This window comes from Paragemmobacter straminiformis (assembly GCF_014243445.1).
GTDB lineage: Bacteria > Pseudomonadota > Alphaproteobacteria > Rhodobacterales > Rhodobacteraceae > Paragemmobacter > Paragemmobacter straminiformis.
The window spans coordinates 78,056-96,342 of record NZ_JACLQD010000007.1; the positions used below are offsets into that span (position 1 = coordinate 78,056).

17 protein-coding genes are annotated in these 18,287 nt (G+C 66.6%); 9 read left to right on the forward strand and 8 right to left on the reverse strand.

The features are described from left to right. The first annotated feature begins 26 nt into the window (after nt 1-26). The gene (locus H7F16_RS18640; protein WP_185799153.1) at nt 27-1,061 is read left to right on the forward strand and encodes an NAD(P)/FAD-dependent oxidoreductase; all 1,035 of its coding nucleotides are present in this window, start codon (nt 27-29) and stop codon (nt 1,059-1,061) included. On the opposite strand, the gene H7F16_RS18645 is transcribed toward H7F16_RS18640, so the two are convergent. Further along, nucleotides 1,058-2,284 carry a cation:proton antiporter domain-containing protein gene (locus H7F16_RS18645; RefSeq protein ID WP_185799154.1) on the reverse strand — a complete coding sequence of 409 codons (1,227 nt, stop codon included), beginning with the start codon at nt 2,282-2,284 and terminating at the stop codon, nt 1,058-1,060. The two genes, H7F16_RS18640 and H7F16_RS18645, sit on opposite strands and share 4 nt — an antisense overlap. A 262-nt stretch (nt 2,285-2,546) precedes the next feature. Here H7F16_RS18645 and H7F16_RS18650 point away from each other — a divergent pair, with 262 nt between their 5' ends. Beyond that, nucleotides 2,547-3,746 (forward strand): winged helix-turn-helix domain-containing protein, encoded by a 1,200-nt coding sequence (locus tag H7F16_RS18650; RefSeq protein WP_185799155.1) that lies wholly within the window; start codon nt 2,547-2,549, stop codon nt 3,744-3,746. Here the strand turns inward: H7F16_RS18650 and H7F16_RS18655 are convergent. Continuing rightward, nucleotides 3,743-4,546 (reverse strand): LOG family protein, encoded by an 804-nt coding sequence (locus H7F16_RS18655; RefSeq protein ID WP_185799156.1) that lies wholly within the window; start codon nt 4,544-4,546, stop codon nt 3,743-3,745. The genes H7F16_RS18650 and H7F16_RS18655 overlap by 4 nt on opposite strands. A 78-nt stretch (nt 4,547-4,624) precedes the next feature. On the opposite strand from H7F16_RS18655, the gene dapD reads away from it, so the two are divergent. Continuing rightward, nucleotides 4,625-5,452, forward strand: coding sequence for a 2,3,4,5-tetrahydropyridine-2,6-dicarboxylate N-succinyltransferase (dapD, locus tag H7F16_RS18660; RefSeq protein ID WP_185799157.1), 828 nt, complete (start codon nt 4,625-4,627; stop codon nt 5,450-5,452). Nucleotides 5,453-5,455: 3 nt separating this feature from the next. On the opposite strand, the gene H7F16_RS18665 is transcribed toward dapD, so the two are convergent. Continuing rightward, nucleotides 5,456-7,000, reverse strand: a complete 1,545-nt coding sequence (locus H7F16_RS18665) for a choice-of-anchor L domain-containing protein (RefSeq protein ID WP_185799158.1) — start codon at nt 6,998-7,000, stop codon at nt 5,456-5,458. Between the two features lie 135 nt (nt 7,001-7,135). Between H7F16_RS18665 and H7F16_RS18670 the strand changes: the two genes are divergently transcribed. Then, the gene (locus H7F16_RS18670) at nt 7,136-7,480 is read left to right on the forward strand and encodes a hypothetical protein (RefSeq protein ID WP_185799159.1); all 345 of its coding nucleotides are present in this window, start codon (nt 7,136-7,138) and stop codon (nt 7,478-7,480) included. Here H7F16_RS18670 and H7F16_RS18675 read toward each other — a convergent pair. Continuing rightward, nucleotides 7,477-8,472 (reverse strand): Hint domain-containing protein, encoded by a 996-nt coding sequence (locus tag H7F16_RS18675; RefSeq protein ID WP_185799160.1) that lies wholly within the window; start codon nt 8,470-8,472, stop codon nt 7,477-7,479. The genes H7F16_RS18670 and H7F16_RS18675 overlap by 4 nt on opposite strands. 301 nt (nt 8,473-8,773) lie before the next feature. On the opposite strand from H7F16_RS18675, the gene dapE reads away from it, so the two are divergent. Continuing rightward, nucleotides 8,774-9,916, forward strand: a complete 1,143-nt coding sequence (dapE, locus tag H7F16_RS18680) for a succinyl-diaminopimelate desuccinylase (protein ID WP_185799161.1) — start codon at nt 8,774-8,776, stop codon at nt 9,914-9,916. 4 nt (nt 9,917-9,920) lie between these two features. Then, nucleotides 9,921-10,343: a GNAT family N-acetyltransferase gene (locus H7F16_RS18685; protein ID WP_185799162.1), complete on the forward strand. Its 423-nt coding sequence runs from the start codon at nt 9,921-9,923 to the stop codon at nt 10,341-10,343. Here H7F16_RS18685 and smpB read toward each other — a convergent pair. Further along, nucleotides 10,340-10,819, reverse strand: a complete 480-nt coding sequence (gene smpB, locus H7F16_RS18690; protein WP_185799163.1) for an SsrA-binding protein SmpB — start codon at nt 10,817-10,819, stop codon at nt 10,340-10,342. The two genes, H7F16_RS18685 and smpB, sit on opposite strands and share 4 nt — an antisense overlap. Before the next feature lie 116 nt (nt 10,820-10,935). On the opposite strand from smpB, the gene H7F16_RS18695 reads away from it, so the two are divergent. Then, nucleotides 10,936-11,370, forward strand: coding sequence for an ion channel (locus H7F16_RS18695; protein ID WP_185799164.1), 435 nt, complete (start codon nt 10,936-10,938; stop codon nt 11,368-11,370). Here the strand turns inward: H7F16_RS18695 and H7F16_RS18700 are convergent. Continuing rightward, nucleotides 11,349-12,233: a DMT family transporter gene (locus H7F16_RS18700; protein WP_338402031.1), complete on the reverse strand. Its 885-nt coding sequence runs from the start codon at nt 12,231-12,233 to the stop codon at nt 11,349-11,351. The two genes, H7F16_RS18695 and H7F16_RS18700, sit on opposite strands and share 22 nt — an antisense overlap. Beyond that, nucleotides 12,230-13,102 (reverse strand): 4-hydroxy-tetrahydrodipicolinate synthase, encoded by an 873-nt coding sequence (gene dapA / locus H7F16_RS18705; RefSeq protein WP_185799165.1) that lies wholly within the window; start codon nt 13,100-13,102, stop codon nt 12,230-12,232. Before dapA ends, H7F16_RS18700 begins: the two co-directional genes overlap by 4 nt. 185 nt (nt 13,103-13,287) lie before the next feature. Between dapA and H7F16_RS18710 the strand changes: the two genes are divergently transcribed. Both H7F16_RS18710 and H7F16_RS18715 read left to right on the forward strand, forming a co-directional pair. Next, nucleotides 13,288-15,228, forward strand: coding sequence for a lytic transglycosylase domain-containing protein (locus tag H7F16_RS18710; RefSeq protein ID WP_185799166.1), 1,941 nt, complete (start codon nt 13,288-13,290; stop codon nt 15,226-15,228). 87 nt (nt 15,229-15,315) lie between these two features. After that, nucleotides 15,316-16,554, forward strand: a complete 1,239-nt coding sequence (locus H7F16_RS18715) for an MFS transporter (RefSeq protein WP_185799167.1) — start codon at nt 15,316-15,318, stop codon at nt 16,552-16,554. Here the strand turns inward: H7F16_RS18715 and H7F16_RS18720 are convergent. Further along, a complete protein-coding gene (locus tag H7F16_RS18720; protein WP_185799168.1) occupies nt 16,529-18,196 on the reverse strand; it encodes an acyl-CoA dehydrogenase family protein in 1,668 nt (555 codons plus the stop codon). The two genes, H7F16_RS18715 and H7F16_RS18720, sit on opposite strands and share 26 nt — an antisense overlap. Between the last annotated feature and the right edge of the window lie 91 nt (nt 18,197-18,287).

Sequence of the window (18,287 nt, forward strand, 5' to 3'; positions counted from 1 at the left end):
GCGGACCATGGGCAAGGCGGGACGGAATGGCAAGGGTCGATCTGACGGTGATGGGGGCGGGCATCTTCGGCCTTTCCATCGCCTGGGAAGCCGCCCGTCGCGGCGCCCGCGTGCGGGTGATCGACCCCTCTGGCGCGGGGGCGGGGGCCTCGGGCGGGCTGGTCGGCGCATTGGCCCCGCATGTGCCGGAAAACTGGAACCCGAAAAAGGCATTCCAGCTCGACAGCCTGCTGATGGCGTCGGACTGGTGGGCCGCCGTGGAAGCGGCAGGGGGGCAGCCGGCAGGCTATCTGCGCTCGGGCCGATTGCAGCCTTTGGCCGATGCCGCTGCCGTGCAGCAGGCGCAGGCGCGGGCGGTGCAGGCCGAAACGCTATGGCAGGGCAGGGCGCTCTGGCAGGTCATCCCCGCAACAGGCGCCACATGGGAGCCGCCCAGCCCCGCAGGCTTTCTGGTGCATGACACGCTCACCGCGCGCCTTTCGCCGCGCAGGGCGCTGGCCGCCCTGCTTGCCGCACTCGCCGCGCAAGGGGCCGAGGTGGCGCGCCACGGCGAAGCCGAGGGTGCGGTTCTCTGGGCCACAGGGGCCGAGGGGCTGCGCAGCCTGTCGGATGCCCTTGGCAAAGCCGTGGGCGCGGGCGTCAAGGGGCAGGCGCTTGCCTTGCGCTTCGACGCGGCCGGCCTGCCGCAGCTCTTTGCCGACACGCTGCACATCGTGCCCCATGCTGACGGCACCGTCGCCATAGGTTCGACCTCGGAAAACCGCTGGGCCGACCCCGGCTTCGATGCCGCGGGCGAGGCGCTTTTGCCCCGCGCGGTCGCGGCCCTGCCCTGCCTTGCGGGTGCCCCCGTCGTCGCGCGCTGGGCCGGCATCCGCCCCCGCGCGAAAACCCGCGCGCCGATGCTGGGGCAATGGCCCGACCGGCCGGGCCATTACATCGCCAACGGCGGCTTCAAGATCGGCTTCGGCATGGCCCCCAAGGTCGCCTCGGTCATGGCCGATCTTGTCCTGAACGGGCAGGACCACATTCCCGCAGGCTTCCGCGTCACCGACAACCTTTAGGCGGCCTGCTTTTCCGACCAGCGGTCGAGCAGCCGGAACAGCAGCGGATTGCCAAGGATCGACAGCATCGCCCCCGCCACGACCAGATCCTTCGCCTCGGGAGGCACGATGCCAAGGCTCAGCCCCATGACGATCAGGATGAACGAAAACTCGCCGATCTGCGCCAGCGAGGCGGCAATGGTCAGTGCCACCTCGCGGTCATGGCCAAAGGCGCGGACGATGCCATAGGCCACCGCCGCCTTGACGCCGACGATGATTGCGACGGTGGCGATCAGCGCCAAGGGGGCGGTCACCACCACCATCGGGTTGAACAGCATCCCCACCGAAACGAAGAACAGCACCGCGAAAGCGTCGCGCAGCGGCAGGGTTTCCCGCGCGGCCTGCTGGCTTAGTGTCGAGCCGGCCATGACCATGCCCGCAAAGAACGCCCCCAGCGCGAAACTCACCCCGAACAGCGTCGACGACCCGAAGGCCACGCCCAGCGCGATGGCCAGCACCGAAAGCCGGAACAACTCGCGGCTGCCGGTATGGGCCACGTAATGCAGCACCATCGGAATCAGCCGCTGCCCCACGATCAGCATGAGCGCCACGAAGGCGCCGACCTTGACGGCCGTCACCAGCAGCGTCGCCGCCACCGGCCCGAAGCCCAGCGCCACCACCTCGGCGGCTTGCCCGTCGACGGGTTGCGCCGCCCCGCCCAGCAACCCCGCAAGCGGCGGGATCAGCACAAGGCTGACGACCATGACCAGATCCTCGACGATCAGCCAGCCCACCGCGATCTTGCCGCGGTCCGTCGTGACAAGGCCGCGGTCCTGCAAGGCGCGCAACAGCACCACCGTCGAGGCAACCGACAGCGACAGCCCGAAGATCACCCCCGCGCCAAGCCCCCAGCCCAAGGCCCAGGCCAGCAGCACTCCCGCGCCCGTCGCCACCCCGATCTGACCCACGGCACCCGGCACGGCGATGCCCTTCACACTCAGCAGATCCCGCACCGAGAAATGCAGCCCCACGCCGAACATCAGCAGGATCACCCCGAGTTCGGCCAGCTCTGTCGCCAGTTTCTGGTCGGCCACATAGCCGGGCGTGAAGGGTCCGACGATCACCCCCGCCAGCAGATAGCCCGCGATCAGCGGCAATCTCAGGCGCTGGGCGATCAGACCCAGCGCAAAGGCAAGGCACAGGCCAACGACGATTGTCGCGATCAGGGGGGTGTCATGGGGCATCGGCACTCCTTGGTCAGGGGTTTTGGGGCGGGTTGCGCTTTCGGGGGTCGCTTCTTCGCAATTATGCACGCTGCGCCCCGTTTCAACCGCATATTCCGCGTCAGCCTGAAATTGCCGCAGTTTCAGGGCAGTTTTCTTGCCGAAATCCTGCATGCCACCCCGTGCCGGTGCTTGCGGGGGCCGCAGCGTCACGGTCCGCACAAATGCCTGCGCCGAAAATTTACCGTTGACGCCGCGATCCCGCTTGGCGTCCCATCGGCGCATGGCCCTTCCCCTTCTGTCAAACGCCACCGCGCGACGCATCTTCCTCGACCGGCACGCGCTGGCCGAATCCCCCTCCGGCCCCGCCAAGGGCGCGGATCTGGCGGCCCTTGTCGACCGCATCGGTTTCGTTCAGGTCGACAGCATCAACACCGTCGCCCGCGCGCATGACATGATCCTGTGGTCGCGCCGCGCCAGCTACCGCCCCGAAGCGCTGCGGCGCCTGCTCGAACAGGACCGCGCCCTGTTCGAGCATTGGACGCATGACGCCTCGATCCTGCCCGTCCATCTGCATCCGCTCTGGCAGCACCGCTTTGCCCGCGATGCCGAACGGCTGCACAAGAACTGGCGCAACTGGTTCCGCGACGGATACGAAGCGCAGTTCGACACCATCCTGAACCGCATCGCAAAGGACGGCCCCGTGACCTCGGCCGAAGTGGGCATCGGCGAGGCGCGCGGCAAGGGCGGCTGGTGGGACTGGCACCCCTCAAAGACCGCGCTGGAATGGCTCTGGCGCACGGGGCAACTGGCGATCACCCGCCGCGACAGCTTTCGCAAGGTCTATGACCTGACCGAACGTGTCATTCCCGCCGCCCATCTTAGCGACCCGCCGGACGAGGCGGCGCTGGTCGACTGGGCCTGCCGTTCCGCGCTCGACCGGCTTGGCTTTGCCAGCGAATCCGAAATCCGCGCCTATTGGAACGCGCTGCGCCCCGACGAGGTGCGCGCATGGTCCGCCGCCGCCCGCAAGCGCGGCGATGTCATCGACATCGCGGTCGAATCCGCCGATGGCAGCACGCGCCGCGCCTTGGCCTATCCGTCGCTCTTGTCCGAAACCCCGCCCGAACCGCCCGCACGCACGCGCATACTGTCCCCCTTCGATCCCGCCTTGCGTGACCGCGCGCGGGCCGAGGCGCTGTTCGGCTTCCACTACCGGATCGAGGTTTTCGTTCCCGAAGCCAAGCGCCGCTACGGCTATTACGTCTTTCCCGTGCTGGAAGGGTCCAGCCTCATCGGCCGCATCGACGCCAAGGCCTTCCGCGACGACGGCGCGCTGCGCGTCCGCGCCTTCTGGCCCGAAGCGGGGGTAAAGATCGGCCCGCAGCGCCTGCGCAGGCTTGACGGCGAACTCGACCGCCTTGCCGCCTTTGCAGGCTGCGCCCGTGTCGAATATCTGCCCGACTGGTTGCGGGCTGATTAATCCGCCGCCCAATCCGGCATCATCACGAACATCGCCTCTTCCGCCGTTTCGACATAGCGGAACAACTCCACATCCGCCGCGGCGATCACCCCGGCCTCGACCAGCGCCTGCCAGTTTATCACGCTGTCCCAAAAGGCCCGCCCGAACAGCAGGAACGGCACCCGCTTCATCCGCCCCGTCTGGATCAGCGTCAGGCTTTCGAACATCTCGTCCAGCGTGCCGAAGCCGCCCGGAAAGATGCAGACCGCCCGCGCCCGCATCAGGAAGTGCATCTTGCGGATGGCGAAATAGTGGAAATTGAAGCACAGGTCCGGCGTCACATAGGGGTTCGGCGCCTGCTCGTGCGGCAGCACGATGTTCAGCCCGATCGACTGGCCCCCCGCCTCGGATGCCCCGCGGTTCCCCGCCTCCATGATCCCCGGCCCGCCGCCGGTCACGACAACCCATTCGCGGCCATAGCTCTTGAGGCTTTCCACCGTGATCAGATGCGCCAGCTTCCGCGCTTGCTCATACCACGGCGTCAGCGCCGTCGCGGTGCCTCCGCCCTCGGGGCGCACGCGGGCCGATCCCATCAGCACCACCGTGCTTTTGATCCCGCGCTCGTCCATCACCATCTGCGGCTTCAGCAATTCAAGCTGCAACCGCACGGGCCGCAATTCCTCGCGCATCAGGAAATCGGTGTCGGTGAATGCCAGCCGATAGGCGGGCGCGCGCGTCTGGGCGGTATCGGGCAGGCGTTCCGCCGCCGCAACGTCCTGTGTGCTGTCACGGAACGGGTGGCTGCGCGGTTCTTCGGTCATGGCGTCCTCGTGATTGCGTGGCGGCACCTCTGTCTTTATAGGGGCGCAAAGACCGACACCAACCAAAACGGGGGAAACATGACCTACGCTGCGCTGGAAGCCGCCATCGAAACCGCATGGGAGGCCCGCGACGCCCTGACCCCGGCCTCGAAGGGCGAGGCGGTCGATGCCATCGAAGCCACCCTTTCCGCGCTCGACAGCGGCAAGCTGCGCGTGGCGCAACGTCAGGCGGACGGCAACTGGCACGTGAACCAATGGGCCAAGAAAGCCGTGCTTCTGGGCTTCCGCATCAAGGACATGGGTATCCAGACCGGCGGCCCGCAGGGCGGAACGTGGTGGGACAAGGTCGACAGCAAGTTCAACGGCTGGGGCGAGGCCGAATGGAAAGCCGCCGCCTTCCGCGCCGTGCCGAACTGCATCGTCCGCCGCTCGGCCCATATCGCCAAGGGCGTCGTGCTGATGCCCTCGTTCGTCAACCTCGGCGCCTTCGTCGATGAAGGCACGATGGTCGACACCTGGGCCACCGTCGGCTCTTGCGCGCAAATCGGCAAGAACGTCCACCTTTCGGGCGGCGTCGGCATCGGCGGCGTGCTCGAACCCATGCAGGCCGGCCCGACGATCATCGAGGACAACTGCTTCATCGGCGCGCGCTCGGAAGTCGTCGAAGGCTGCATCGTGCGCGAAGGCTCGGTCCTCGGCATGGGCGTGTTCATCGGCAAATCGACCAAGATCGTCGACCGCGAAACCGGCGAGGTCAGCTATGGCGAGGTTCCGGCAGGTTCGGTCGTCGTGGCAGGCTCCATGCCGTCGAAGAACGGCATCAACCTTTATTGCGCCGTGATCGTGAAAAAGGTCGACGCCCAGACCCGCAGCAAGACCAGCATCAACGAACTTCTGCGCGACTGAGCGTCAGGCCACCAAAGCCCGCGCCTCCCGCCCCGTCACCTCGGGGCGGGCCAAGGGGCCGATCGGTTTCCCCTGTGCAAGGGCGGGAAACAGCCGCAAGACCTCGGCCTGCGTTTCGGCATCATATCCGCCCATCGTCGCCGGACCGGGGTAATAGCTTTCGCAGGGCAGGCCATTGGCCATGACCACCTCGTGCCGGTCGAACAGCAGGTGCAGATAGGTCACCATGCCGCCCTCGATCCGGCGCACGCCCTGCCCGTCGACCAGATGGCGTGCCTTGACCATCACTTCCGGCTCGGCAAACAGCAACTCGGCCCTCGGCCCGCCGATCATCACCCGATGGTTGGGCGACAGCATGACCGCCCGGTGCGGCCCGAACCGCCCCGCCGCTATCGCCACCGGCGCATCCGGCCCCACCGCCGCCCGCGTCGCCCGCCCGACCCAGCGCAGCGGCTGCGCCCCGTGGTCGCGGGTCAGCACCAGATCGCCCGGCGTCAGTGCCTCGACCGCGACTTCGCCATCCGGCACCGCGATCAGGGTGCCCAGCGTGAAACAGGCCACCACGTTCAGCGTGACAAAGGCGACGTCCGTGTTGCCCGCGCTGTCCTTCACCTCATAGGTCAGTACATGGGTGTCGCTGTGCCCCGCCGCGTCGACCGTCAGCACCCCGCCCTTGCCGACGGTGATCACATCCCCCGTCGGCAGCACGACCTTGCTGCCCACCGTCACCGCGACGCCGTTCACCTTGGTCACGGTCAGCGCACCCGCCGCCGTGCTGCTGTCATTGGCCAGCACGTCGACCGATCCGCTCCGCGCCTTGTGCACGGTCAGCGTCTCGTCCTGCGCAACCAGCGCCACCTGCACCGAATCCGCCGCGACCAGCACCGTCGAATCGTAGGCCCCGTCGCCCGCATCGGCGATGGCCAGCCGGAAGGTGTTCTGCACCCCCGGTTTCACCGCCGCCTTCAGCGTCAGCGTGACGGTGAAGCCATCCATTTCCGTGTTGTGGGTGTTCGCCGCCGCCGGGTTGTCGACGTAAAGGTTCTCGTTCGACCACGGGTTGATGTTGTCGATCGTGATATCGCCATCCCCGACCGCCAGTGTCGCCGGAACGCCGTTGACCCAGATCGCAACGGCATCGTTATAGCCGCTGCGCACATATTCCAGATATTCGTCCGAGCTGAAGACGATCTGCATCGTCAGCACCTTGCCCGTCGGCACGAAGGTCGCCGAAAAGACCGCCGCGTCATAGGTCTTTTGCCCCGACACCTGATCCAGCATCGCGTCGCCCGCCTTGCCGTAATTGGTCGAGGTGCTGTCCGAGATGTTCGCGTCACCCGAGGCTTGGGTGAAATCGTCCACCCGCCCCGTCGACAGGATCAACCCGCTGTCCGAGGGCGCGATGCCCGGAATCGTCGTCAGCGCGCCCGAATAGACGCCGACCTGATTGGACTGGCCGCTGTAGCTGGCCGATACGATGCTTATGCCCGATCCGAAGATCGTCTGCGCCATCTGCATGGCACTCGCCGAGTCGATCCTCAGGTCCATCTTCCACCAGCCTACCACCAACGCCCCGATAACGGCGGCCCGGCCGATGTTTTTAACCTTTGTTAACGAACCCGCCCGCTTTGCGCTTTCCGCGGCGCAGTGCTAACAGCGATGCCGCAACACTGTGGGGCCGCCATGACTGACGAGATCGAGAAGCCGAAAAAGGAAAAGCGCCCGCAGCAGGTTTTCACGCTTGTCGTGGAAGTGGGCCGCAAGCCCGGCGACGGCCTGCCCGACAAGGCCACGGGGGCCGCGCTCATGATCTACGCCTCGGGCGTGGACGAGGAAGAGGCGGTGCGCGAAACCGTGGCGATCCTCAAGCAAGCCGACCTCGCGCCGCTCGACGTGTCGGGCTACGGCACCCTTGATGACCGCCTGAAAGCCGGGGACGAGATCGATGACGAAGAGCGTGGCCTGATGCAGCGCGCGCTTGACGAAAACTCGGTCGTCGTGGCGCAGATGACGCCCTTTTTCGACTAGCCCACCGCCCGTTGCGGCAGGCGGCCCAATTGCGCCATCAGCGGCACGGCCTCGTAGCGGTCAAGCAGGCGCAGCGGCAAGGACAGTCCGGCTGCCGGATCGGTGCAGATCGTGCAGCCCTGCACCTCGACCAGTTCGGCCCCGCCAAACTCCAGCGCGACGCCTGACACCACGGCCCGCCGCCCCTCGGCCAGCGCCGACTGGCCGTCGACCAGCAGGCCCGCAGGCACCAGAACCTCTTCCTCGCCAAACAGATATTCCGCTTCCGGCCCGGCGACGCGCACCAGTTGTTCCGCCGACACCAGCAGGTCGCTGCGCCCGAACCACGGCGCGCGCAGCAGCACGGGCTGGAAACTTCCCCGCCCCGGCACGACATGGCGCTCGACCGACAGAAGCGGCACGGCACCATTCGCCGTCAGCACCGGATCGCCCGCCCGCAACTCTTCGGCGGGCATCGGTCCCTGCGCGGTCGGCACCATGCTGCGCGCACCAAGCCATGCCTTTGGCCGGGGCAAGGCCCCCTTGGTCACGCCGAACCACAAAAGCGCCTCGTGCCGCTGCCCGCGCCCCGCGCACAGATCGGCCAGCAGGGGGGCTGCCAACCCCAGCACCCCGCGCCCCTGCGACTGCAGGGCGGTGGCGGGCGCATCCGCCCCCAAGAGCCCGAATTGCAGCCGCCAACGGTCCTGCGCCGCATCCCAGTCGAACAGCATCCGTCCCGTAGCCCGCCCCAGCGGCAACGGCCCCGGCAAGGCATGCCGCGCCAGTTGCCCGCCACGACGGTGCAGCACCGAAAGCCCCGCCGCCGTGTCGTGCAGGATAGAGAACACCTCGGCCCCGTCCGCGCTGCGCCGGTCGAGCAGCACTTGCGCCCCGTCCAGCGGCAAGCGGAATTCGGCCGCGAACAGCCCACGGCCCACCTCGGGCCCCGAAGCGATGCCGGCCTTGTCAGAAAGCGCGATCCAATCCGTCCCCGAACCCGTGCGCACCATCACAGCACCCCGCTTGCCCTTGCGCATAGCGGAGCGTCATGCAGCGCCCCCGGATGCCGCCTGCGGCCTCCGGTCCTGTCGGGTCCTGCTCTGACCGGGCGCATTGGCCCGCTTCCGTCCTGCCTCGGGACATTGTTATTGCCCTCAAGGTTAACGATACTCCCTTGCCCTGTCATCAACATCCGAAAGGATGGGTGCCGCGCTTTCGCTTCGGTGACTCAACGGCCACAGTCCACAGCAGGTTGCCCCCGCCGCGCCAAGCCGCTAATGCGATTTACAGCCATATGTTTTGGACCCTCCGATGCAACAGACCGACCCCGTCGCCCTGACTGCCGACCTGATCCGCTGTCCCTCGGTCACGCCTGTCGAAGGCGGGGCGCTGGTGCTGCTTGAACGTCTGCTCTCTGCCGGGGGGTTCACCTGCACCCGTGTCGACCGTGGCAACACCGCCAATCTCTATGCCCGCTGGGGCGCGCGGGGCGCGAACCGCTCCTTCGGCTTCAACGGCCATACCGACGTGGTCCCCGTGGGCGACCTTGGCGCATGGACCCGCGACCCCTTCGGCGCCGAGGTTGACGGCGACTGGATGTATGGCCGTGGCGCCACCGACATGAAGTCCGGCGTTGCCGCCTTTGCCGCCGCCGCCATCGACTTCGTGCGCGAAACCCCGCCCGACGGTGCCGTGATCCTTGCCATCACGGGCGACGAGGAGGGCGACGCCACCGACGGCACCGTGGCCCTTCTCGACTGGATGGCCGCCAATGGCGAGCGGATGACCCATTGCCTCGTGGGCGAACCCACCTGTCCCGACACGATGGGCCAGATGATGAAGATCGGTCGCCGCGGGTCGATGACCGCCTGGTTCACGGCCCAAGGCGTGCAGGGCCATTCGGCCTATCCTGACCGCGCCAGAAATCCGATGCGGGCGCTGACAACCCTGCTGTCGCGCCTTCCCGACCGCATCGACGCAGGCACCGACCATTTCGACGCCTCGACCCTGCAAATCACCACCATCGATTGCGGAAACCCTGCCAACAACGTGATCCCCGCCAAGGGCAGCGCCACCGTCAACATCCGCTTCAACGACAGCCACTCGGGCGCTGGCCTGTCCGACTGGCTTTTGTCCGAAGCCGCCAAGGTGCAGGCCGAAACCGGCGTCACCATCGCCACCCGCATCCAGATTTCGGGCGAAAGCTTCGTCACGCCGCCCGGCGATCTGTCCGCGCTCATCTCGCGCGCGGTGCAGGCCGAGACCGGCGTCACGCCGGAAATGTCCACCACGGGCGGCACCTCCGACGCGCGCTTTGTCAAGAACCACTGCCCCGTCGTGGAATTCGGACTGGTCGGACGCACGATGCATCAGGTCGACGAACGCGTCAGCATCACCCAGATCCGGCAACTCAAATCCATCTATTCCCGTATCCTGAGGGATTATTTCGCATGACCCAATGCCGCTGACCATCGCCCGCACCGACGATATCGACGCCTGCCGCCGCCTGCGGCGGATCGTGTTCATCCACGAGCAGGGCGTCTCCGAGGCGGACGAGATCGACGATCTCGACGATCAGGCGATCCACCTTCTTGCCACCGATGACGGCATGCCCGTCGGCTCGGCGCGTCTGCTGACCATCGGCGTCACCGGCAAGATCGGGCGCGTCTGCGTGTTGAAATCCCTGCGTGGCAAGGGAATCGGAACCGAACTCATCAAGGCAGCGGTCGATGTGTTCCGAAGCATGCCGGGCATCACCCGCGTCAAACTCGGCTCGCAAACCCACGCGGTCGGGTTTTACGAAAGGCTCGGCTTTTCGGTGATCGGCCCGCAATACGAGGATGCGGGCATCCTGCACCGTGAAATGGTCATCACGCTTTAATCGCGCTTCGACATCTTCAGCAGGCGCGCGCGTTCGCGGTCCCAGTCGCGTTTGGCGCTGGTCTCGCGCTTGTCCGCCAGCTTCTTGCCCTTGGCGATTCCAAGCTTCAGCTTCACGATCCCGCGGTCATTGAAATACATCTTGATCGGCACGATGGTCATGCCCTCGCGCGCGGTGGCATTCCACAGCCGCGACAATTCCTTCTTGCTGACCAGCAGCTTGCGCCGCCGCCGCTCTTCATGCCCCCAGGTCTTGGCCTCGGCATAGGGGGCGATGTAGCCGTTGATCAGCCACAGCTCGCCGCCTTCGACCGATGCATAGCTTTCCGCGATGTTCGACCCGCCCTTGCGCAGGCTTTTCACCTCGGACCCCAGAAGCATGATCCCCGCCTCAAGGTCGCTTTCGATATGGTAATCGAACCGCGCGCGGCGGTTTTCTGCGATCAGTTTGGAATTGGGGTCTGACTTCACTTGCATGATGGACCCGAGATAGGCGATGCCGCCGCCCAAGTCCAGAAGCCCCGCCCTATCGCCCGAGGCATTTACCTTTCTTTGCGCTGGCCGCAATGTCACCCAAAGCAGACGGAGGCAGCATGTTCGGCCAGATCGCACTCGGCACAGGCGTCATGATGGTGTCCATCCTCATGGGGGCCATGTCGGCCCTGCTGATGGAGATGGGCTTTTCCCGCTGGCACGACTGGCTCGTGCGTGAACCGCATCGGCCCAAGATGATCCTTGCCGTCATGGTGGCCTCGCTCTGGGTCGTCGGCACCACCACGGCGGGCGTCTGGCTTTGGGCCTTTGTCTACGACACGCTCGGCGTCTTTCCGACGCTCGAGGAATCGCTCTATTTCTCGATCGTCTCTTTCACCACCCTCGGCTTCGGCGATGTGATCCTGCCGCATGAATGGCGCCTGTTGTCGGGCATGACCGCGACAAACGGCTTTCTCAACTTCGGCCTCATGACCGCGTTGATGATCGAGGCCTTCCGCCTCATCCGCATCGGTCAGGTGCGGCGTCGGGCCTGACGGCTGCGGTTCAGCGTGTAGATCCCGCTTCCGACGATCAGCGCCGACCCAAGCAGCGTCAGCGCATCGGGCCGCTCGCCAAAGACAAGCACGCCCGCGATCATGGCAAAGACCAGCCGCGTATAGCGGAACGGCGTCACGGCGGCGATCTCGCCCGTCCGCATGGCGACCGTCAGCGCGAAATAGGCAAAGATGCCAAAGCCGCTCATCGCGGCCACAAGCGCCGCACCCGTGGCATCGGGCCAGACCGACCCGCCCGTCACCGCCAGAATGACCGCCCCCGCCAGCGCCAGCATCGACAATCCGTAAACGCCAAGCTGCCGGTTCGAAAGCACCATCGGTGCCGCCCGCGTGGCAAGGTCGCGCCCCGCAAAGCCGATCAGCCCGACCACCGTGACCAGCGACATCAGGCTGAACCCGTCCAACCCCGGCCGCAGGATCACAAGCACCCCGACGAACCCCACGACGATGGCCGACCAGCGCCGCCACCCCACCGTCTCGCCAAAGAACAGCGCCGCCCCCGCCACCACGACCAAAGGTGTTGCCTGCAAAATGGCCGATGCCACCGAAAGCGGCGTCAGCGCGATGGCCAGCGAATAGAACAGCCGCCCCGTCACCTCGAACCCCGACCGGACCAGCAGCGGCTTGGAAAAGGCGGCGGGGTGAACCACCGCCTCGCCATGCCGCCGCGCCATGGCGGCAAAAAAAACCATGCCGATCAGGCCAAAAGCCAGAAGCGCCTGCCCCAGCGGCATATGCTTTACCGCGGCCTTCAGGAACATGTCCTCGACGGCGAAACCCGCCATCGCGGCCACCATCCAGACAGCGCCTTTCAGGTTGTCCGACACCGCCTGCGCGGTCACAGGATCCCTGCGTGCTGCATCGCGGCCTTGATCTTGGCCTTGGTGCCATCCGTCAGCGTCACCAGCGGCAAGCGCACCTCCTCGCTGCACAGGCCCAGCAGCGACAGGCCGTATTTGGCCCCCGCCAGACCCGGCTCGATGAAGATCGCCTCGTGCAGCGGCATCAGACGGTCCTGATATTCAAGCGCCTTGGCGTAATCGCCCGCCAGCGTTGCCGTCTGGAATTCGGCGCAAAGTTTCGGCGCCACGTTCGCCGTCACCGAAATGCAGCCCACCCCGCCATGCGCGTTGAAGCCAAGCGCCGTCGCATCCTCGCCCGAAAGCTGGATGAAATCGGCCCCGCAGCTTGCGCGCTGCATCGACACGCGCTCGATCTTGCCGGTCGCGTCCTTCACGCCCACGATGCGCGGCAGCTTGGCAAGCTGGCCCATCGTCTCGGGCGACATGTCCACCACCGAACGGCCGGGGATGTTGTAGATGATGATCGGCAGCTTGCAGCAATCATGCAGCGCCGTGTAATGCGCGATCATGCCCGCCTGCGTCGGCTTGTTGTAATAGGGCGTGACGACCAGCGCCGCATCGGCACCGACCCGTTCGCAATGCTGGATCAGGCGGATGCCCTCGACCGTGTTGTTCGACCCCGCCCCTGCGATCACCGGCACGCGGCCACGGGCGGCTTTCACCACCACTTCGATGACCGTTTCATGCTCTTCATGGCTCAGCGTCGGGCTTTCGCCCGTGGTGCCCACCGGAACCAGCCCGGTCGAGCCCTGCTCGATATGCCAGTCGACCAGACGTTTGAGCGTGTCGAGATCCAGCTCGCCGTTCTTGAACGGCGTCACCAGGGCAGGAATGGACCCTTTGATCATGACACGCTTCTCCGATTTCTGGGCCTTGAGTCGCCCGTTGCAAACGCGCCCTTCCTAGCCTTGTGGCAAAGGCTTGCCAAGCGGGGCAAAGCGGCAAGCCGCGCGCAGCGTCTCCGCTTGCCGCCGGGGGCGTTTTTCGGCACACTCGCCTTTAACGAATACAAAAAACGACAGACGAGCAGATCATGACCGGACCCCGCCGCCTCGCGTGGCTTCTTGCTGCATTCGCGGCCCTTGCGCCGCTTTCCGCCGCCGCCGATGCGGCGGGCGCGATGCGTGCGGCGCAAGCCGCCGTCGGGCAGCAGGATTGGGCCGGTGCCGCCGCCGCCGCCCGCGGCGCGGGCGAGATCGGCGCGGATCTTGTCGAATGGCAACGCCTGCGCGCCTCGGGCGGGCTGCTTGGCGATTATGAAGCCTTCCTTGCCCGCCGCCCCGATTGGCCGGGCATGCCGCTCCTGAAGGAAAAGGGCGAAGAGGCCGTTGCCCGCTCGACCGACCCCGCCCGCGTCATCGCCTATTTCGGCCCCGATCTGCCCGAAACCGCCACCGGCGCGCTGGCCTATATCAACGCGCTCCGCGCCGCCGGCCGCGCCGCCGATGCCGAGAACGAGGCGTTCCGCGCCTGGACGACCCTCGCCTTCGGGCCGGATGAAGAACAGCAGATCCTTGGCCTTTACGGCGATATCCTCTCGGTCGCGCATGAAGTCCGCCTTGACCGGCTGCTCTGGCAGAACCGCACGTCGGAAGCCAAGCGCATGCTGCCCCGCGTCGGCGCAGGCTGGCGCGCCTTGGCCGAAGCCCGCATGGCGCTGCGTGCCGATGCCGATGGCGTCAATGCCCTGATCGCCCGCATCCCGCCCGAATTGCAATCCGACCCCGGCCTTGCCTTCGAGCGATTCGACTGGCGCTTCCGCCGCGACCGCAACGACGACGCCGCCGAAACCCTGCTTGCCGCGTCGAAATCGCCCCAAACCCTCGGCGATCCCGACGCATGGGCCGAGCGCCGCGCCTCGCTCTCCCGCGCCCTTTTGCGCGACGGCAAGCCCAAGGCCGCCTATCGGGTCGCAGCCTCGAACCAGCTTGCGGCAGGGTCCGACTATGCCGATCTCGAATTCCTGTCAGGCTGGATCGCCCTGCGCTTCCTTGGTGATCCCGCAACCGCGCTGAAGCATTTCAAACATCTCGAAGCCGCCGTCTCGACCCCCATCTCGACCGCCCGCGCCCATTACTGGCAAGGCCGCGCCCTGCAAGCGGCGGGCGATACGGCAGGGGCCACCGCCGCCCTGCGCATCGCGGCGCAAAACCAGACCGCCTATTACGGGCTGATGGCTGCCGAAACGCTGGGTCTGAACCTCGACGCGTCGCTTCTCTCCGACAGCCGCCCGCCGAACTGGCAGGACGCGTCCTTCACCCGCTCCTCGGTCTTTGCCGCTGCCGTGCTGCTGGAAAAGGCAGGCGACCGCACCCTTGCGAAACGCTTCTTCCTTCACCTCTCCGAAGGGCTGAACGAAACCGAAATCGCGCAGCTTGCGCAATTCGCACTGGAAATCGACGAACCCCACCTTGCCGTGGTCATTGCCAAACAGGCGGCGGAACGGGGCATCATCCTGCCCCGCGCCTATTATCCCGTTCCCTCCTTCGTGCCGGGCGAAGGCTTGGCCGTCAGCCGCGCGCTGGCGCTTGCCATCTCGCGGCGCGAAAGCGAATTCGACCCCGCCGCCCGCTCTGCCGCCGACGCGCGCGGCCTGATGCAGGTGCTGCCCTCGACCGCCAAACTCGTCGCGCCCCGCGTGGGCCTTGTCTACGATTCCGGCAACCTGAACGATCCGGGCTACAACGTCCGCATCGGCACCGGATATCTTGCGCAGCTCGTCGAACAGTTCGGCCCCTCGGTCGCGCTGGTCGCTTCGGGCTACAACGCGGGGCCGGGCCGGCCGAAACGCTGGATCGGCACCTTCGGCGACCCGCGCGACCCGTCGGTCGATGTGGTGGACTGGGTCGAGATGATCCCCTTCACCGAAACCCGCACCTATGTCATGCGCGTGACCGAAAGCCTCGTGATCTACCGCGCCAAGCTCAAGGGCGTGGCCGGACCCGTGCGGATCACCTCCGAGTTGCGCGGCTAAATAGCGCCAAACCCGACCCGTCCTGTCGCGCGCGGTGCAGACGGGGCGGGCCGATCGCTGGCCAAATGCCCGAAAATCAGGCACGTCATGGCAACCCGCTACGTCCCCCTTTTCCTGCGCCATTCGCCCACGCCCCGCGTGCGTGACTTTGCGCTTCTGGCCGGAACCGAAGCCGCCGTGCGCGGCACGCTGATCTCGGCCATGCCGCTGGCCGTCTACCACGCGCTGGGCGATGCGGCGGCCACGTCGGAAGCCTATTTCCACGCCGGTATCGTCGCCCTGATCTGGGGGCTGATGGTGCCGTGGTTCACCCGCCACATCCCGCGCCGCTGGATGTATTCGGCAGGCTGCGGGCTGTATCTGATCGGCATGGCGCTTGCGGTCACCGGATCGCCCCTTGCGGTGCAAGCCGCCCTGATCTGTCTTGCGATGGCGACCGCGACGACCTTCGTCTGCTTCAACGCCTATGTGCTGGACTACATCGACCGCGCCGATCTGGGGCGCAACCAGTCGATGCAGATGGTCTATGCGGCCGGGCCCTGGGCCGTGGGCCCGATGCTCGGCGTCTGGCTGCACGACCTCTGGGCGCCCGCGCCCTTTCTTCTGGCCGGCAGCTTCGCCCTTGCCCTGCTTGTCACCTTCTGGGTGCTGCGGCTTGGCAACGGCAAGCAGATCGCCCGCGCCAAGGGGCCGGCGCTGAACCCGCTTGCCTATCTGGGCCGCTTCTTCCGCCAGCCCCGCCTGATCGCGGGCTGGATGTTCGCGGTGATGCGCTCGTGCGGCTGGTGGGTCTATGTCGTCTACCTGCCAATCTTCTGCATCGAAAGCGGTCTGGGCGACAAGGTCGGCGGCGTGGCGCTGTCGCTGTCGAACGCGCTGCTGTTCATCTCGCCCGTCATGCTGCGCTTCGTGCGCCGCTCATCGGTGCGTCAGGGCGTGCGTCTGGCCTTCGGTGCCTGCGGCGCGCTGTTCTTCCTCTCGGCCATCGTCGCGCCCATGCCGTGGCTCTCGGTCATCGCCATGATGGCTGCGGCCTTCTTCCTCGTGGTGCTCGACGTGGTGGGGGGGCTGCCTTTCCTCATGGCGGTGAAGCCCTCGGAACGGACCGAGATGTCGGCCGTCTATTCCAGCTTCCGCGACGTGTCGGGCATCCTGACGCCGGGGGCTGCATGGCTGGTGCTGCTGGTCGCCCCCGTTCAGGGCGTGTTTGCCGCAGCGGGCTTGGGCCTTCTGGCCGCCCACGCCGTGGCCAGCCAGTTGCACCCCCGCCTCGGCACACCCCGCCCCTCGGCGGGCGGTGCTAGTCGAGCAGACGCCGCGCGATGACCTGCGCCTGAATTTCCGCAGCACCCTCGAAGATGTTCAGGATGCGCGCATCGCACAGGATGCGGCTGATGCGGTATTCCAGTGCAAAGCCGTTGCCGCCGTGGATTTGCAGCGCATTGTCCGCCGCCGCCCACGCCACACGCGCCCCCAGCAGCTTGGCCATCCCCGCCTCTAGGTCGCAGCGCTTGTCATGGTCCTTCTGCCAGGCGCTGAAATAGGTCAGCTGCCGCGCCACCATGATCTCGACCGCCATCATCGCCAGCTTTCCGGCCACGCGCGGAAACTCGATCAGCGCCTTGCCGAACTGCTTGCGGTCGGTCGCATATTGCATCCCCGTCTCGAGCGCGGATTGCGCCACCCCCACGGCCCGCGCGGCGGTCTGGATGCGGGCCGATTCAAAGGTCTGCATCAACTGCTTGAACCCTTGCCCCTCGACCCCGCCCAGCAGGTTCTCGCCCTTCACCTTGAAGCCGTCGAAACCGATCTCGTATTCCTTCATGCCGCGATAGCCGAGAACCTCGATCTCGCCGCCCGACATGCCGGGCGTGGGAAAGGGGGTCTCGTCGGTGCCGGGGGTCTTTTCGGCCAGAAACATCGACAACCCGCGATAGTCGGTCGTCTCGGGGTTGGTGCGCGCCAGCAGCGTCATCACATGTGTGCGCGCTGCATGGGTGATCCAGGTCTTGTTGCCCGTGACCTCCCAATCCTCGCCCACCTTCACCGCCCGCGTCCGCAAGCTGCCAAGGTCTGACCCCGTATTCGGCTCGGTGAACACGGCGGTGGGCAGAATCTCTCCGCTCGCCAGCTTGGGCAACCACTGCGCCTTCTGCTCTGGCGTGCCGCCGCACAGGATCAGCTCTGCCGCGATCTCGCTGCGCGTGCCAAGACTGCCGACCCCGATATAGCCGCGCGACAACTCCTCGGACACGACGACCATCGACGCCTTCGACAGCCCGAAACCGCCGAACTCTTCGGGAATCGTCAGGCCAAACACGCCCATTTCGGCAAGCTGGCCGATCACCGACATCGGGATCAATTCGTCCTTCAGATGCCAGTCATGGGCAAAGGGGATCACCTGCTCGTCCGCATAGCGGCGGAACTGGTCGCGGATCATCTCCAATTCCGCGTCAAGGCCGGTGACGCCAAAGGTCGCCCGCCCCTGATTGTCGCGCATCAGCTCGACCAGCCGCGCCCGCGCCGCCTGCGTATTGCCCTGCGCCATCAGCGCCCCGGCAGCCCCGCCCGCGACCATCGGCGGCAACCACAGGTCCGACAGCCGCGCCACCTCGCCCTGGCTCATCGGAATGCCGCCCGCGATCTGGTTCAGGTATTCGCCATAGGCGATCTGAAGCAGCAGCGCCTCCATCTCGCCGAACTGTCCCGCAGCCTCGACCCGCCCGGCCCAGTCGCGCATCTGCCGCAGGCTTTCGACATAGGTCGCAAGCCACGCCAGCGCATGGGCCGCGAACTGATGCTCCTCCAGCGCCGCGGCCGACACCTTGCCCGCCACCGTCACCCGCTCGCGCAGGTTTTCCCGTGCCGTGGCGAACAGCGCCTCCACCTCGGGCAGGGCGGCTCCGGTCAGGCCGAGAAGGTCGGCAAGCAAGGGCGTCTGGGTCATCTGCTGGCCATCATGCGGCATGGGGGCACCTGTCTTTCTGCATCTGCGAAATAGCTAGAGCGGAATCTGCGAACGCGCAACTTAGTTTCAAGAAATTTTATCGTGGCGACGT